The sequence below is a fragment of the Sphingobium indicum BiD32 genome, from assembly GCF_000382885.1.
Taxonomy (GTDB): Bacteria; Pseudomonadota; Alphaproteobacteria; order Sphingomonadales; family Sphingomonadaceae; genus Sphingobium; species Sphingobium japonicum_C.
Genome location: NZ_CAVK010000110.1, coordinates 1 through 15,235, shown reverse-complemented (window position 1 = coordinate 15,235; position 15,235 = coordinate 1). Strand labels below are relative to the sequence as shown.

The 15,235-nt window shown below is 64.2% G+C and carries 14 protein-coding genes and 1 tRNA gene; 7 read left to right on the top strand and 8 right to left on the bottom strand.

From position 1 onward, the window contains the following. Positions 1-66 precede the first annotated feature (66 nt). Both EBBID32_RS11285 and EBBID32_RS11280 read right to left on the bottom strand, forming a co-directional pair. The gene (locus EBBID32_RS11285; RefSeq protein WP_006956828.1) at positions 67-2,178 is read right to left on the bottom strand and encodes a TonB-dependent receptor domain-containing protein; all 2,112 of its coding nucleotides are present in this window, start codon (positions 2,176-2,178) and stop codon (positions 67-69) included. A 171-nt stretch (positions 2,179-2,349) separates the two neighbouring features. Beyond that, positions 2,350-3,273 carry a LysR family transcriptional regulator gene (locus EBBID32_RS11280; protein WP_006956825.1) on the bottom strand — a complete coding sequence of 308 codons (924 nt, stop codon included), beginning with the start codon at positions 3,271-3,273 and terminating at the stop codon, positions 2,350-2,352. A 110-nt stretch (positions 3,274-3,383) separates the two neighbouring features. Here EBBID32_RS11280 and EBBID32_RS11275 point away from each other — a divergent pair. Further along, positions 3,384-3,457, top strand: a tRNA-Gly gene (locus EBBID32_RS11275). 126 nt (positions 3,458-3,583) lie between these two features. Here EBBID32_RS11275 and EBBID32_RS11270 read toward each other — a convergent pair. The 3 genes from EBBID32_RS11270 to EBBID32_RS11260 all read right to left on the bottom strand — a co-directional run bounded on the left by EBBID32_RS11270 (position 3,584) and on the right by EBBID32_RS11260 (position 7,015). Next, positions 3,584-5,266 (bottom strand): flotillin family protein, encoded by a 1,683-nt coding sequence (locus tag EBBID32_RS11270; protein ID WP_006956822.1) that lies wholly within the window; start codon positions 5,264-5,266, stop codon positions 3,584-3,586. A 37-nt stretch (positions 5,267-5,303) separates the two neighbouring features. After that, the gene (locus EBBID32_RS11265) at positions 5,304-5,924 is read right to left on the bottom strand and encodes an OB-fold-containig protein (RefSeq protein WP_006956819.1); all 621 of its coding nucleotides are present in this window, start codon (positions 5,922-5,924) and stop codon (positions 5,304-5,306) included. A 101-nt stretch (positions 5,925-6,025) separates the two neighbouring features. Next, on the bottom strand, positions 6,026-7,015 hold the full coding sequence (locus tag EBBID32_RS11260) for a LacI family DNA-binding transcriptional regulator (protein ID WP_006956817.1): 990 nt from the start codon (positions 7,013-7,015) through the stop codon (positions 6,026-6,028). Positions 7,016-7,113: 98 nt separating this feature from the next. Between EBBID32_RS11260 and EBBID32_RS11255 the strand changes: the two genes are divergently transcribed. From EBBID32_RS11255 to EBBID32_RS11230, 6 genes are all read left to right on the top strand, one after another. After that, a complete protein-coding gene (locus EBBID32_RS11255) occupies positions 7,114-7,308 on the top strand; it encodes a DUF4169 family protein (protein WP_006956815.1) in 195 nt (64 codons plus the stop codon). 141 nt (positions 7,309-7,449) lie between these two features. Beyond that, positions 7,450-8,370 (top strand): hypothetical protein, encoded by a 921-nt coding sequence (locus tag EBBID32_RS11250; RefSeq protein WP_231382173.1) that lies wholly within the window; start codon positions 7,450-7,452, stop codon positions 8,368-8,370. A 143-nt stretch (positions 8,371-8,513) separates the two neighbouring features. Continuing rightward, on the top strand, positions 8,514-9,731 hold the full coding sequence (locus EBBID32_RS11245) for an argininosuccinate synthase (RefSeq protein WP_006956811.1): 1,218 nt from the start codon (positions 8,514-8,516) through the stop codon (positions 9,729-9,731). 147 nt (positions 9,732-9,878) lie between these two features. Continuing rightward, positions 9,879-10,532, top strand: coding sequence for an EF-hand domain-containing protein (locus EBBID32_RS11240; protein ID WP_037490190.1), 654 nt, complete (start codon positions 9,879-9,881; stop codon positions 10,530-10,532). A gap of 132 nt (positions 10,533-10,664) precedes the next feature. Beyond that, positions 10,665-11,384 carry a response regulator gene (locus tag EBBID32_RS11235; RefSeq protein WP_006956807.1) on the top strand — a complete coding sequence of 240 codons (720 nt, stop codon included), beginning with the start codon at positions 10,665-10,667 and terminating at the stop codon, positions 11,382-11,384. Beyond that, on the top strand, positions 11,381-12,742 hold the full coding sequence (locus EBBID32_RS11230) for a sensor histidine kinase (RefSeq protein WP_006956805.1): 1,362 nt from the start codon (positions 11,381-11,383) through the stop codon (positions 12,740-12,742). Before EBBID32_RS11235 ends, EBBID32_RS11230 begins: the two co-directional genes overlap by 4 nt. Before the next feature lie 25 nt (positions 12,743-12,767). On the opposite strand, the gene EBBID32_RS11225 is transcribed toward EBBID32_RS11230, so the two are convergent. From EBBID32_RS11225 to acpS, 3 genes are read right to left on the bottom strand one after another with little or no spacing between them, the layout of a single operon-like run. Continuing rightward, a complete protein-coding gene (locus tag EBBID32_RS11225) occupies positions 12,768-13,853 on the bottom strand; it encodes an AI-2E family transporter (RefSeq protein WP_006956804.1) in 1,086 nt (361 codons plus the stop codon). Positions 13,854-13,875: 22 nt separating this feature from the next. Then, the gene (gene lepB / locus EBBID32_RS11220; RefSeq protein WP_037490187.1) at positions 13,876-14,748 is read right to left on the bottom strand and encodes a signal peptidase I; all 873 of its coding nucleotides are present in this window, start codon (positions 14,746-14,748) and stop codon (positions 13,876-13,878) included. A 35-nt stretch (positions 14,749-14,783) separates the two neighbouring features. Next, positions 14,784-15,185, bottom strand: a complete 402-nt coding sequence (acpS, locus tag EBBID32_RS11215) for a holo-ACP synthase (RefSeq protein WP_006956800.1) — start codon at positions 15,183-15,185, stop codon at positions 14,784-14,786. Positions 15,186-15,235 lie beyond the last annotated feature (50 nt).

Sequence of the window (15,235 nt, the reverse complement as noted above, 5' to 3'; positions counted from 1 at the left end):
CAGAGTGTATCCTGAATGGGCGGTCGGGTGGGGGTGAGGGCCGGTGCGGACGCGCTAAAAGCGCATCTAGATGGACAGGCGCGCGGTTATGCGGATGTCACGCCCGGCCAGCGGGGCATAATCCTTCAGGAAACTGGCGTGACGGCGGGCCTCCACGTCGAAGATATTATTGGCTGACAGCATGATGGTGGTGCGGTCATTGCCCTTGATCGGCTTCCACGCCAGCGATGCGTTGACGAGGGTGAAGCCGCCGGTTTCCGTCTCCGTCGCGGCGGTCCGGTCCTGCGCGAAGCTATGTTCCACCTCGCCGCGCAGGCTCAGCCGGTCGCCTTGCGCTTCCAGCCCGCCCAGCAGCCGCATCGGCGGGATGCGCGGCGCCGGGCCGGACCCCAGGACCGTCGCGCGGACATAATCGGCCACGCCGTCCAGGTTGATGGCATAGCCGCCGACCTGCGCCAGCTTGACCGTGGCTTCGGCCTCAAAGCCCAGATAGCGCGCCTTGGCCTGATTATACTGGTAGCAGGGGAATTCCAGTTCCTCGCCACCATTGACCGCCATGCAGGCGTCGTCGGCGACGAGCGAGTCATAGATATAGCCGTCGAACCAGTTATGATAGGCCGACAGGGCGACGGTATAGCCCGTCCCCTGGCCCCGCAGCGTGGCCTCCACGCCCCAGCTTCTTTCCTTGCTGAAATCAGGATTGCCCAGCTCGAATGCCTGTGTGCCCGCATGGTTGCCGCGCGCGAACAGTTCCTCCGCCGATGGCGCGCGTTCCGTCCGCGACAGGTTCAGCCCTGCGCGCCAGCCCGGCACCAGTTCCCGGCTCGCGCCGATCGAGCCGGACAGCGAGTCGAAACGGCGATCATAGGCCGGGTTGAACAGGGTCGCGTCGGCGTCGGCGCTGACATCGGTATGCTCATAGCGCCAGCCCACTTCTACGCGGGTTTTGCCCAGGTCGATCGACTGGAGGGTGAAAAGGCCGAGCTGTGTGGTTTCGTTGCGCGGCAGGAATTTCTCTTCCCCCTCGACATGGAATTTCCGGGTGAAGAATTGCCCGCCGATCGCGCCGTCCCACCCGCCGCGATTGGCCTGCACCAGTTCCAGCCGCGATTCCATCGACTGGTTGTAGAATGTCGTGCCGACTTCGCCCGTATCCTCGATTTCCTGATGCTGATAATCGGCAAATCCGGCGCGGAAGCGGATGGATTCGAGGAAGCCGCCATTGACCGGCACCTCGGCGCGCAGGTCGGCGCGGTCCTGCTTCATGTGCAGTCGTACCTGCTCGGCCTCGCCGCCCGGCTCGACCGCATAGCGGACCGGTACGCCATAAAGATTGTCGGTATGCGTGACGGAAAAGCCCAGATTGCCGCCATCGGTGATCAGCGCCGCGCCGCCCGACACTTCCCATGTCTCCGCCGCACTGTTGGGCAGCTTGCCGCGCAGGGTCGCCAGGCCGGCAATGTCGGCGTCGCCACTGGCCGCCGCCTGCGCGCGCAGGGAGGGCGTCAATATATAGCTGCCCGTGTCGAGATCGCCGGACTTGGAATAGCTGCCGTCGAAATGAAAGACGAGCTTGTCGCCCAGCGGCACCTCGACCTCGCCCGACCCGGTGCGCTCGTTCGCGGCGCTGCCATAGGTGGCAATGGCGTCGATATGCACCGGCTCGTCGGGCACCCGGCGCGGGATGCGGCTGTCGATGACATTGACCACGCCGCCGATCGCCGACGATCCATAGAGCAGCGCGGCGGGGCCACGCAGCACCTCGATCCGGTCAGCCGTCAGCGGGTTGATGGCGACGGCATGATCGACCGATGTGTTGGACACGTCGAAACTGCCGATCCCGTCGGTCAGGATACGCACCCGTTCGCCCTGAAAGCCGCGCAGGACAGGGCGCGACGCATTGGGACCAAAGGAGGTCGCTGACACGCCCGGTTGCCGCGCCAGCGTCTCGCCGATGGTCGACCGCATGTTGCGTGTCAGTTCCTCGCCCGCGACCACCGACGTGCCGGACAATATGTCGCCCTGCCGCCGGGGGATGATGGCGGTGACGATGATGTCGGCGCGATTGTCATGATAGGCCTGGTCGGGGGCCGCATCAGGCGTCTGGGCGAAGGCTGGCAGGGCAAGGCACAGGGCAGGCAGGGCGCAGCCAGCGCGCAGTAGCGGGGAGCGAAGCATGAAGTGGCATCATCCTTGGACAAGGGAAGTGAATGTGACCCTGTATCCAGAATGAGATATCATATCAAGATCGGTTCGTCGCCTTTTTGCTGCGGTGCGTCAGGCAAGGGGAGGGGGAGCGGAGCGCTTCCGGTCGAACCTCCCAACGGATCAGGGTGGCCTCTCCCAACCCTACAGAAACAAGAACTCCGCAAGCGCCTCGACCGCCGGGGTCTCCGCTGCGCGCGGCCCCAGCGCCTGACGCACTTCGATCGCGGGCAGTTGGGCGTCCAGCCGCAGCCGGCCGATCCCGTCCATACGCCCCAGATCGCGCGCCAGCGCCCCGAAGGCCGCAAAGATCCCCTTGCCCGCCCGCAGCGCGGTCATCACCGCGAACATATCGTCGCTCTCCAGCACTGGCGGGCCAAGTTGCACCCGCCCGCGCGCCAGCGCATCCTCGACGATATGGCGCATCGGATTATGCCGCTCCAGCGCCAGCATCGGCGTGGTCGCCAGATCGTCGCGCGATACGCTGTCCGCCTGCGCCAGCGGATGGGCGTCGCCGACATAGAGGCTGAGCGGCTCCGACCAGCCATAGCGGGACGCGAAACCGGCCGGTTCCTCCAGCGCATAGAAATAGGCGATGTCCGCGCGGCCCGCCCGCAGCGCGTCCGCCGCGTCCGCCACCGACTGGACCTGCAAATCCAGTGTGATGGCAATATCCTCATTCGCCGCCTCGAATGCCGAGAGCGCGTCCTGAAAATGGCCAAAGATCGGGGCCGGTGCCGCCAGCATGATCGTCTGGCGCGCGGGCGCAGCAGAGAGGGGGACTGCTTGGGCCGGCATGGCATCAGGCGCGGCCGTTTCGTCCCAATCCTCCGGCGCATCCTGCGACAACAGCGTCATCGCCTGCGCCGTCTTGCGCCCGGCAGGCGTCAGGCGGACGGTGCCGCTCATATCCTCGAACAGGCGATAGCCCAGCCGCATTTCCAGCGACCCGATGTCGCGCGCAATATCGTCGGCAGTGACGCCCAGCATGTCGGCGCAGCGGGCAACGCTGCCCGCCGCCACCATCTGCGCGAAAATGTCCAGCTGGCGCAGGGAAGGGCTTTGCATCCCCGCCTGATAGAGGAAATGCCGCGCCGGGTTAAGGGCGATCTTGGCGCAATTGCGCATTGCGATATTGACGAAGCCCCCAGGATGATGGCAGGGCGCTTTCCGGCCGGGCGGGTATAGCTCAATGGTAGAGCACTAGCCTTCCAAGCTTGTGATGCGGGTTCGATCCCCGCTACCCGCTCCAGCCGCACTATCTCCTTAAATCATGGCTTCGGTCGCGTGCAGTGCCAGCCCTGGATTCGCGGGATCGGGATTGCGTAAATGGCGCTGGTGGCTGACGGGACGTGGCCCAGCATGATTTCACCCCCAACTATTCGCTCTTGCCTGGCTCCGTCGCCGTCGGGGGAGGAGGCGCGCCTGCCAGCATTCCGTTCAGGCTACCTCCGGCCATACCCAGTTCAGCCATAAGTGCATCGATAAGCGGTCCGCCCACGCGGTAGCGCATGGCCGCCGCTACGGCCGCATCGGCAAGGTTGCCGTTACTGGTTGCCGCGTCCGCGCCGCCATTGTCGCCATGCAGGCCGCGCGCATCGACAATTGAAATTTTGTCGATCTGTTCCATAGGCTTGGAAGCAGCGGCGATGATCGCAGGCAGTGCCTCAAGCATCGCCCTGCGCACCAGAAGAGCAGTCTGGGTGTCATTAAGGATGTTGGTTGCTTCGTTCAGGGCTGTTTGTCCGGCGGCGTCGACTTTGAATGCCGCAGCGCGGCCTTCCGCACGGGCTTTTTCCGCGTCGGCCTCGGCGGTTGCCTCTGTCCGCATCGCTGCGGCCCGTGCTTCGGCGGCTTCCTTGTCAGCGGTGGCGGCAACCGTAATCTGGACGGCTTCCTCCTGTGCACGCTGGGTGGCTGCAATGACCGCGACATTCTTGGTACGATTGGCAATTTCCAACGCTTTCGCCGTCAGGACGCTTTCCTCGGCGCGGGCGGCCAGCGCACGCGCTTCGTTGGCCGCAGCGGTGGCGGTCGATTCCTCTTCGGATTTCTGAGCAGTTTGAACAGCCGTCGTGATCCGCGCGAGTTCGATGTTGCGATCCCGTTCAATTGCCGCCGTTTGCACGGCACCATCACGGGAAATAGTGGCGGTCTGGATGACCTTGTCTGCCTCAGTTTGCGCGACGGTTTTGGCCTGCTCCGCATTGATACGCGCAATTTCGGCCAACCGCGTCTGCTCCGCTTCTGCGGTTGCGATGGCTGTCGCCTGCTCTGCCCTACGAGCGGCCAAAGTCTGTTCCTGTGTCAGGCGGGCTTGTTCCGCCTCCTGCGCGATTTCCAGCGACTGGTTGTTGGCATCCAGATTGCGCTGTTCGATTTCGACGCGATTGGTGGCAACAATATCGTTGCGGATTTTCTTCCGTTCCTCGATCGTGCGGGTCAGCACCGTCAGACCTTCGGCATCGAACGCATTGTTTTCGTTGAAATGTTCAAAGGCGGTCTGGTCGAAATGCGTAATGCTGACCGATTCCAGCTGAAACCCGTTCATGTCCAGATCGGTCATCAGGGCTTCCTGTACCTTCTGGATGAAATCGGCGCGATTGGCATGGAGATGTTCCATCGTCATGGTCGCGGCGACCGAACGCAGGGCTGAAACCAACTTGCCATCCAACAGAGATTTGACGGCTTCGGGACTGTTTACGGCTTCGCCCAGCGTCTGTGCCGCCGCCGCAATGGATTGGGCGTCCGGCTTCACCTTGATATGGAACAGGCCGACAACATCGACGCGCAATTTGTCGAGCGTGATCAGCGCATCCTTGTTGAGGCGCGACACTTCCAGCTTCACGGTCGTCAAGCGCACCTGCATCAGTTCGTGCAGGACGGGGATCACCATTATCCCCCCGTTCAGAACCACTTTTTCCCCGCCAAATCCGGTTCGGATGAGCGCCACATCCTTGGTCGCCCGGCGATAGAGGCGGGTCAGGATGATCCCGATGACAACCAGCGCGAGAAGAATGACACCTGCATAGATCAGGATATTGAGTAGGGATGCAGGCAATTATTCCTCCTATGAGACGCTGGAACTGGAGCTGGCATTACAGGGGCCGGAGAATCGTGTCGCTATCCGGCTGTATGAAGAAAGTCGGGCCAGCCCTACGAACGAGCAAGGCGCTTTCGCCTTGTGCTATGATGTCGCTGTCGTGATGGGGTTCAACCATGACGTAATGCGCCTGGCCGTGCTGATCGACCACCTTTGCGCGTGCGGGGTGTCCGCGCTGTGATACGCCCTCAAGCACGGTAGCGCGGCGCATGATCAGATCATCCGTATCAATGACAGTGCTTTCATATTCCGGCATCAACCGGGCCAGCCCCGACGAAACATAGGCGTTGGAAATCACACCAATAATCAGACCAGCCCCGCCTGCTATCGACCAATGCAGCGGCACTCCTGCGACCGCCGTAGCTATTTGTTGGATAGCAAATCCGATCAGCGTGAAGCAGCCAAGAAAGGCGGTAAGCCAGATCAGAACCGGTAATCCGGTCTTGAGGCCTAACCAGCCAAGAAGGCTATCGCTCCCAACATTGCCATCTACGTCAGCATCGACATCGAGATGGCCAAGACCCAAGCCGATTGCCTCAATCGTTCCGATGCCCAGCATGACGACCAAGGCCATGGAGAAAATCGCATATTCAGGAGATGTGAGCAACGCCAGCATGGCTGATCGATAGCATCAACCCTTTACCGAATATAGCATAACCGGCTTGAGACTGTCGCATTGCAATGCTGGTTTATAGACGACTGGCTGTACGCCGCAGTTCAGCCCGGCCCTGGCCCGCAGCTGCCCCGTTCCACCAGCGTGAACAGGAATTCCGGTGCGTCGACCGGGCCGTTGGCGAGCGCGTCGATGACTGATCGGCCCATTTCCTCCAGCGGCTGGCGTACCGTGGTCAGGGGCGGCCAGCTGGTCAGGCTGGCGGGGGTATCGTCGAAGCCGACCACCGACAGGTCGTCGGGCACGCGCAGGCCGATGCGGTGGGCCAGGGTCAGCACGCCCAGCGCCATGTCGTCATTGGTCGCAAAGATCGCGGTCGGGGGCTGGGACAGCGCCAGCAGCGCTTCGCCTGCCGCGATGCCCGATGTGAAATCGAACCCGCCGGTCAAGAACAGCGCCTCGTCAACCGGCAGGCCCGCAGCCGTCAGGCCGTCGCGAAACCCATCGACCCGGCGCAGCGCCGCGCGGTGCGAGGGCGGGGGGGTGATGATGCCGATCCGCCGGTGGCCATGCGCGATCAGATGGTCGGCGACCATCCGCCCGGCGGCGCGTTCGGGGGTGTGGATGTTGAAGCTGGCCGCCACCACAGACCCGGCAATCCGCGCGCAGGGCAGGCGCAGTTCCGCCAGCCGCGCCAGCAGTCCTTCATCATCCGACAGGGGCGGCACCAGCAGCACGCCGTCGGGCCGCAGCGCCGCGACCAGCCGGTCCAGCACGTCGTACCGCTCCTCGCCGCCGGGCGAGATCGGCTCCACCACCAGATGATAGCCCAGTTCCCGGCAACGCGCCGCCGCGCCCGACTGGATGCCACTGGTATAGCCGGGCGCGGGATTGCTGTAGAGATAGGCGATCATGAAGGATCGCCCCCCGGCCAGCCGCCGCGCCGACTGGTTGGGGCGGTACCCCAGTTGCTCGATCGCCGCCTGCACCCGCCCGCGCAGGTCGGGGCTGACATTGGGGGCGTTGTTGACGACACGCGAGACTGTCTTGATCGATACCTGGGCCAGGGCGGCGACGTCGTGGATGCTGGTCATCAGTCTGTCATGGAAGGGACAGGCCGCGCTTGGCAAGCCATGATCGCAGCCCCTATGACGGATGATATGCGACGCAACGGTATGGGGTCGGCGGGAAGATGAGCAATGTCGTCAATCTGCGCCAGGTGCGCAAGGCGAAGGCGCGGGCCGACAAGGCGCGCCAAGCGGACGCCAATCGCGCGAAATTCGGCCGGACGAAGGCGGAGCGGATCACCGACAATAAGGATCATGCGCGGCAGGACGCCTTGCTGGACGGCGCGTATCGGGAAAGATGCGGCCCAGGCGAACTATAGTATAGTTTTGTAAATCCACGGTTCATGTGAAGATTAACCGTTGTTCAGGTCAATCATCCTGCCGCCGATCTGCCACCATCTGTCCCGAAAGCGAGAGTCAGCGTGCGGTCAATCGAAGATGTCGTGGGTTTATCTTTCGCTATGACTGAACACACATGCCCCATTCGCCCCGCTAGGGCCGCGATCGCCGCTGTTCTGGCTCTCAGTGCAACCCCTTTGCTGGCGCAGGAAATCGCACCGCCGCCGGCCGCGCCGACTGTGATGGCACCCGCCGCACCGCCGGAGCCGGTTGTCCCACCCGTCGCCGCGACCCCGGCCGCGCCCAGCTTCGCGACCAGCGCGCCGGTGGTGCAGGCCACCCCTTCCGTCGAGGAACGTCGCGCTGCGGCCATCGCCGCCGCTGAGGCGGAGGCGGCAGCCACGCCTGCGCCAGCGCCGCGCCGCGCCGCATCGCGCCCCGTGGAGCGGGTCGCTGCGCCCGTGGCACCGGTCGCCGTGGCGCAGTCCGCTCCCGCTGTAACGCCGCCTGCCGTGACGCCCGCACCAGTCGCGCCGGTTGTCGCGCCGCCGCCGGTCGCCACAGCCCCGGCCGAACCCGCGCGCACCGACAATGCCCTGCTCTTCGCCCTGGGCGGCGCAGCGCTGTTGCTCGCAGGCCTGGGTGGTGCCGCGCTGATGCGTCGTCGTCGCCCGATCGAATTGGTTGAGGAGGAGCAACGGGTCGCTCCCGTCGCCGAACCGATGCCGGTCGAACCCGCCGCTGTCCCTGTCGCGCCGCGCGCCATCTACACGCCCGCTGCCCCAGTGACGGACGAGGAGAGCACGATTGCCGCCATGGTCGCAGCGCCGCCCAGCCCGGAAAATCCGTTCCTTACCCACGCCAAGCGGGTGCGCCGGGCCAAGTTCCTACTCGCCGAGCGTCAGGCCGTCGAAACCCCGGCTGAGCCGCGTCGGACCGATCCGGTTGCGACTCCCACCCCGGCTGTCGATCGCAGCCAGACCGTCTATCGCTTTGGCACTGATGGCGTGCGCACCGGTGTCCTGAAACCGCGCACCCACTGATCAATGTCTGACCGCACCATGAAAGGGACCGGAAGCAGAGCGCTTCCGGTCCCTTTTCGCCTGTCCGGTTGCACTTTTGCACACTGGCTGATACGCGCCGCGCGCATCATCCGCGCCATCACTGCACAGAAGAGTCGCCAGCCATGTCAGACAAGATCAACCGCATCGTCCTTGCCTTTTCGGGCGGCCTCGACACCAGTGTGATCCTGAAATGGCTGCAACAGACCTATCAGTGCGAAGTGGTGACCTTCACCGCCGATCTGGGGCAGGGCGAGGAGCTGGAGCCTGCGCGCGCCAAGGCGCGGCTGATGGGCGTCAGGGAAGAACATATTTTCATCGACGATCTGCGCGAGGAATTCGTCCGCGACTATGTGTTCCCGATGATGCGCAGCAATGCGCTGTATGAAGGCCTGTATCTGCTCGGCACATCGATCGCCCGGCCGTTGATCGCCAAGCGCCAGATCGAGATCGCCAAGATGGTTGGTGCGGACGCCGTGTCCCATGGCGCGACCGGCAAGGGCAATGATCAGGTCCGCTTTGAACTGGGCTATTATGCCCTGTCGCCCGACATCAAGGTAATTGCGCCGTGGCGCGAATGGGATCTGACCAGCCGCACCCGCCTCATTGAGTTCGCCGAACAGAATCAGATTCCGATCGCCAAGGACAAGCGCGGCGAAAGCCCCTTTTCGACCGATGCCAACATGCTGCACACCTCGTCCGAGGGCAAGGTGCTGGAAGATCCGTGGGATGAAGTCCCCGACTATGTCTATTCGCGCACGGTCAACCCGGAGGATGCGCCCGACGCGCCCGAATATATCACCATCGATTTCGAGCGCGGCGACGGCGTGGCGATCAATGGCGTGGGCATGTCGCCTGCGACCCTGCTGGAAACGCTCAACGATTATGGCCGCAAACATGGCATTGGCCGCCTCGACCTGGTCGAAAACCGCTTCGTGGGCATGAAGTCGCGCGGCATGTATGAGACTCCCGGTGGCACCATCTATCACCTCGCCCATCGTGGCATCGAGCAGGTGACGCTGGATCGTGGCGCGGCGCATCTGAAGGACGAACTGGCCCCGCGCTATGCCGAGCTGATCTATAACGGCTTCTGGTTCTCGCCGGAGCGCGAGATGTTGCAGGCCGCGATCGACCATAGCCAGGAAAAGGTGACGGGCACCGTCCGGCTCAAGCTCTACAAGGGCGGCGTCTATGTCGTGGGCCGCAAGTCGCCTTACTCGCTCTACAGCGAAAAGGTCGTGACTTTTGAAGATGATGCGGGCGCCTATGACCAGCGTGACGCGGCGGGCTTCATCAAGCTCAATGCCCTGCGCCTGCGCCTGCTGGGTCGGCGGGATCGCTGAACTGGGTTTGGGAAATCCACCGACCGCCGTTACAAATTGCGACAGTTTGCCTGTTGCGCTGACATAGTTGCGGGACAAGTCTTGCCCATAACTGATTTCAAGGACGGCGACATGCCGTTCACGATAATCATTTGGAAGGTACAGGATATGATCCGCAAATTTTTTGGTACCGTGGCGCTGGGTTCGCTGTTCGTCGGTGGCCTCGCCGCCTCGCATCTCGCTTTTGCCCAGCCGGGCGGTGAGGGGCCGGGCCGGGCCGGTCGCGGCGGTATGATGGCAATGGCCGACACCAACAAGGACGGCGCGATCAGCAAGGCGGAACTGACCGCCGGGCTGGAAGCGCGCTTTGCGAAGATGGATGTCGACAAGGATGGCAAGCTGACCCAGGCGGATCGCGACGCGATGCGCGTCCAGCGACTCGACGCCCGCTTTGCCAGGCTGGACACCGACAAGAATGGTCAGATCAGCAAGGCCGAATTCGCCGCCGCTCATGAAGCCCGCGCCGACAAGCGTGCAGAGCGCCGTGCCGAAGCCGGCAAGCCCGGTGGCCCGGAAGGCCGCAAATGGGGCGGTCGTCACCATGCTGGTCCGGGCAAGGGCGGCATGATGGGTGGTCGGGGCGACGCGAACAAGGACGGCACCGTCACCAGGGCCGAATTCATGGCCGGGCCGATCGCGATGTTCGACAAGGCCGACGCGAACAAGGATGGCAAGGTTACTGCCGATGAAATGAAGGCAGCCCGTCAGGCGATGCGTGGCGCGTGGAAGGACCGCAAGGCACCCCCGCCGCCCGCAGGCTGATCTCCCCCCGTTTCGCGGTCAGGCCCGGCATTCCCCCTGATGTCCCTGAACCGGACCGCGACAACTGGAAGGGCGAAGCTTCCCCCTGCCTTCGCCCTTCCAACCTGTGTTCAGCCATGACAGACAGGCAGCATGAGCGAAAAACCCCATCTCCTCCTCGTCGATGACGAGCGTTCGATCCGCGAGCCGCTGGCGCAATATCTCTCGCGCAACGGCTTTCGCGTAACGGCTGTCGACAGCGCGGCGGAAGCGCGCATTCGCCTGAACGCCAACGCCATCGACATGGTGATCCTGGATATCATGATGCCCGGCGAGGATGGCCTGTCGCTCTGCCGCCATATCCGCGAAACCAGCGAAATCCCGGTCATCCTGCTGACCGCCCGCACCGAGGAGACCGACCGGATCGTCGGGCTGGAGATGGGCGCGGACGATTATGTCCTCAAACCCTTTTCGCCCCGCGAACTGGTCGCCCGGATCAAGGTGATCTTCCGCCGTGTCGCCACCGGCGGCCAGCGCGTCACCGCGCCCGATGGCGCCAATTACAGCTTCGCCGGATGGCTGCTCAAGACGCAGGAACGGACGCTGGTGGACAGCGAGGGCGTATCGCTGCCGCTCTCGACCGCCGAATATAATCTGATGCTGGCCTTCGCCACCCGCCCCAACAGCGTGCTGAGCCGCGACCAGTTGCTCGACATCACCCAGGGGCGCGAAGCCAATGCCTTCGACCGGGCGATCGACAACCAGATCAGCCGGCTGCGCAAGAAGATCGAGCCGGACCCCAAAAACCCGACGCTGATCAAGACTGTCTGGGGCGGCGGCTACACATTGTCCGCCGACGTGCGCAAATTGTGACAGGACGGCTTGGAACAGGGCGCCTTCGCCTCTGGCCGCAAAGTCTGGTCGGGCAGATTATCGCGCTGGTCGCGCTGGCGCTGTTCGTGGCGCAGGCGATCAATTTCGCGTTGTTGTATCGCGAACGGACCCGGCTGGAACTGACCGGCCAGACCGCCCCTGCCGTCTATCGTGTCGTCGATGCGCTCGACAACCGGCCCGACCGCCCGATCCCGCCACGGATGCGCGCCCGCTTCGTGCAGGGTACGCCGTCGCTCAAAGGGCAGGCGCGCCCCGATATCGAAAAGCGCGCCATGGCGATGTTCGATGATATCGGCCTGCGCATCCTGAGCGTGCGCGTGGCGCAGGATGACGCCGTCATGCCCATGCGTCGCTGGGAACGCATCCGCATCCGCGCCAATGGCGATGCGCCGCACGACCATCGTGTCGCACGCCTGACGCTGGCGGCGGAATATGAGCCGGGTAAATGGGTGGTGACGCAGGCCCGCACGGGTGACCGGCCGCAGCGCTTTGGCGGCTGGCTGGTCGGTCAGACGCTCATCCTCTATGTCATCGTCCTGCTGCCTCTGCTCTGGGTCGGTAGCCGACTGGCGCGCCCGTTGAAGCAACTCACCGGATCCGCCCAGCAATTTGCCCGCACCGGCTCTGCCGATCCGGTCGACGAACGCGGCCCCGGCGACGTGCGCGACCTTACCATGGCGTTCAACGCCATGCGATCGCGCATCATCGCCATGCTCGATGAAAAGGACCGGATGCTCGGCGCCATCGGCCATGACCTGCGCACCCCGCTCGCCTCGCTGCGGGTCCGTGCCGAATCGGTCGAGGATGATGCCGAGCGGGCGCGCATGTCCGAAACCATTGATGAAATGAACCGGATGCTGGAGGATATTCTCTCGCTCGCCCGCGCCGGACGCAGCACGGAAGCCGTGCAGAAAGTCGATCTTGCGAGCCTTGCCGACGCGGTGGTGGAGGATTTCATCGAACTGGGATCGCCGGTCGACATGGCCGACAGCGACCGTGCCGTCGCCTTCGTCCGCCCCCAGCAAATCCGCCGCGCGCTGCGCAACCTCGTCGAAAACGCCATCGTCTATGGCGACCGCGCCCATGTCTCTGTCAACCGCGAGGATGCCATGATCTGCATCACCGTGGCCGACGACGGGCCGGGCATTGCCGAGGACCGGATGGACGAAATGCTCGAACCCTTCACCCGGCTGGAAGGCTCGCGCAACCGCGAGACGGGCGGCGCAGGGCTGGGGCTGGCGCTGGTGCGTGCGATCATGGCCGAACATCAGGGCGCATTGCGGCTCGCCAACCGACCGGGTGGCGGCCTGGAAGCGAGCCTTGTGCTGCCGGGATGAGATCAAGGCGGCTCACGTCACAAGGTCAAACCCCCAACCGTTCCGCCACTCGCGCCGTGCGCTTCTCCTCCAGCCGCCTGGACCGTTCCTCCAGATAGACTTTGATCATCGCGACGATCGGGTCGGCCAGGAACAGCCCCATGATGCCGAACAGCGCGCCGAACAATATCTGCGCCGCCAGCACCAGCGCGGGGGCGAGGTCGGTGGCCTTCTTGGCCACCATCGGCACGATCAGATAGCCGTCGACAATCTGCACCGCCAGATAGACGCCAAAGGCATAGAGGCCCGTGTCGGTGCCGCCGGAAAAGCCGACCAGGATGATCAATATGCCCGAAATGATCGATCCGATATTGGGCAGGAAGGCGAACAGGCCGGTCAATATTCCCAGCAGCCCCGCCATCGGCACCCCGCCTGCCCAGAGCAGCAGCCAGGTGCCGACGCCCTCTACGCCCATGCCGATCAACCGCCCGGCCATCAGCCGCCGCAGCGTCCAGCCCATCTTGTCGGCGATGGCGTAGAAATGGCTGCGTTTTTCCATCGGCAGCATCCAGGCGACACCGCGCTCATAGAGTTTGGGATCGACCGCGATGAAGATTGCCAGCACCAGCATCATCACCCCGCTGGTGATCGCGCCGACCGCCGTGCCGACCGCCGCCGTCACCCGTCCCATCGAACTCATCGCCTGACTGGCCAGGCTCTTCAGATCCTCCGGCGTCGTGGAAACGCCCATCTGCTGCATCCAGCCGCCGACCCGCGCGACCTGCGCCTCGACGATGGTGCGCATCGCCTGCGCCTGTTCCATCAGGCTCGATCCGGTGAGGTAGAAGGTCCACACCATGAAGGCGACGGCGCCCAGCAGCACGATCGTCAGCCGCCAGCCCCGCGCGATCGGCAGCACGCGCTTGAGCAGCCGCGCCCCGCCATCCATCATCGTCGCCAGCACCAATGCGCCCAGCACCAGCAGGATCGGCTGCGACAATAAGGCGACCAGGCCGATGACGATGGCCAGCGCGAACCATACGCCCGCGCGCTGCAATTCATGGGCAACCAGCGGGCTGCGCACTTCGCTGGGACCGGGTTCCTCGACATGATGCTGCTGCGTGTCGCTCAAACCCGATACCCCTTATGTCCGTTTATTCCGGGGCAGTAACGCTCGCTGGCCGCAGGCTGTTCCCGGCTCGCCCGCTGCGCAGCGACCGGACCCAGCTCAGCGGGCTCCATGTCGTATCGCCGTCCAGGCTGAAGGTGATGAACTCGGCCCGCCCGCCAATCGCTTCCCACGGCACCGGCCCGCCCAGACCATTTTCCTCCAGCGGCGCGCGGCTGTCGGCGCTATTGTCGCGATTGTCGCCCATCAGGAACACATGGTTCGCGGGCACCCTGACCGGGCCATACCAGTCGAGCGCGCTCGGCCCCATGTCGATCGTCAGGTAGGTCTTGCCATTGGGCAGGATTTCCTGCCGCACCGGCAATTCGCAATAATCCTTGCCATCCGTGCCGCTGACCCGCGCACCGGGGAATTGCATCGGCGAACAGGGCGCATTGCCGTCCACGGGCAGGCGCAGCGGCTTCAACGCCTTCTGCCTCACCGCCACGCCGTTCAGCACCACCTGCCCGCCGCGCACCTCGATAATGTCGCCGGGCAGGCCGATCACCCGCTTGATATAATCCTCGCGCCGGTTCTGCGGGGACACGATGACGATATCGCCGCGCGCGGGCAGTCGCCCGAACAGCCGGCCTTTCAGAAAGGGCAGGGGGTGGAAACTGGGTGAGACATAGGACCAGCCATAGGGGAATTTGCTCACCACCAGCCTGTCGCCGGTCAGCAGCACCGGCATCATCGATTCGGACGGGATGTAGAAGGGCTTGGCGACGAAACTGTGGAAGGCCAGCACCGCCAGGATGAGCAGCGACAGGCTTTTGACCTCCTGCCACCATTTGACCCAGGGCGCTGGTGCCTTTGATTCAGGGGCAGGCATTTCGTCGCGAAGGTCGGTTGCCGTCATATGGGTCTGCTCGCTGGGGTCGGGGGGCAGGGCGCTCACAATGGCACCGCCTCTATGATGACGAAGGCCTGCGCCCATGGATGATCGTCGGTGAGCGTCAGATGAATGACCGGCTTGTGCCCGGCAGGCACCATGGTTTCCAGCCGCGCCATCGCTCCGCCGGTCAGGGCCAGCGTAGGCGCGCCCGACGGCGCATTGACCACGCCGATATCCTTCATGAACACGCCGCGCTTGAACCCGGTCCCGACCGCCTTGGAAAAGGCTTCCTTTGCGGCAAAGCGCTTGGCCAGCGTCCCCGCCTTGGTGAAGGGACGGCGATTGGCCTTGGCCTGCTCGACATCGGTGAACACACGGCTCTCAAAGCGCGCGCCGAAGCGGTCGAGCGAGTTCTGGATACGCTCAATATTGCAGAGGTCGGAGCCGAGGCCGATGATCACCTCAAAATCCTCCCCTGCAAGGGGAGGGGGACCGTTCGCGAAGCGAATGG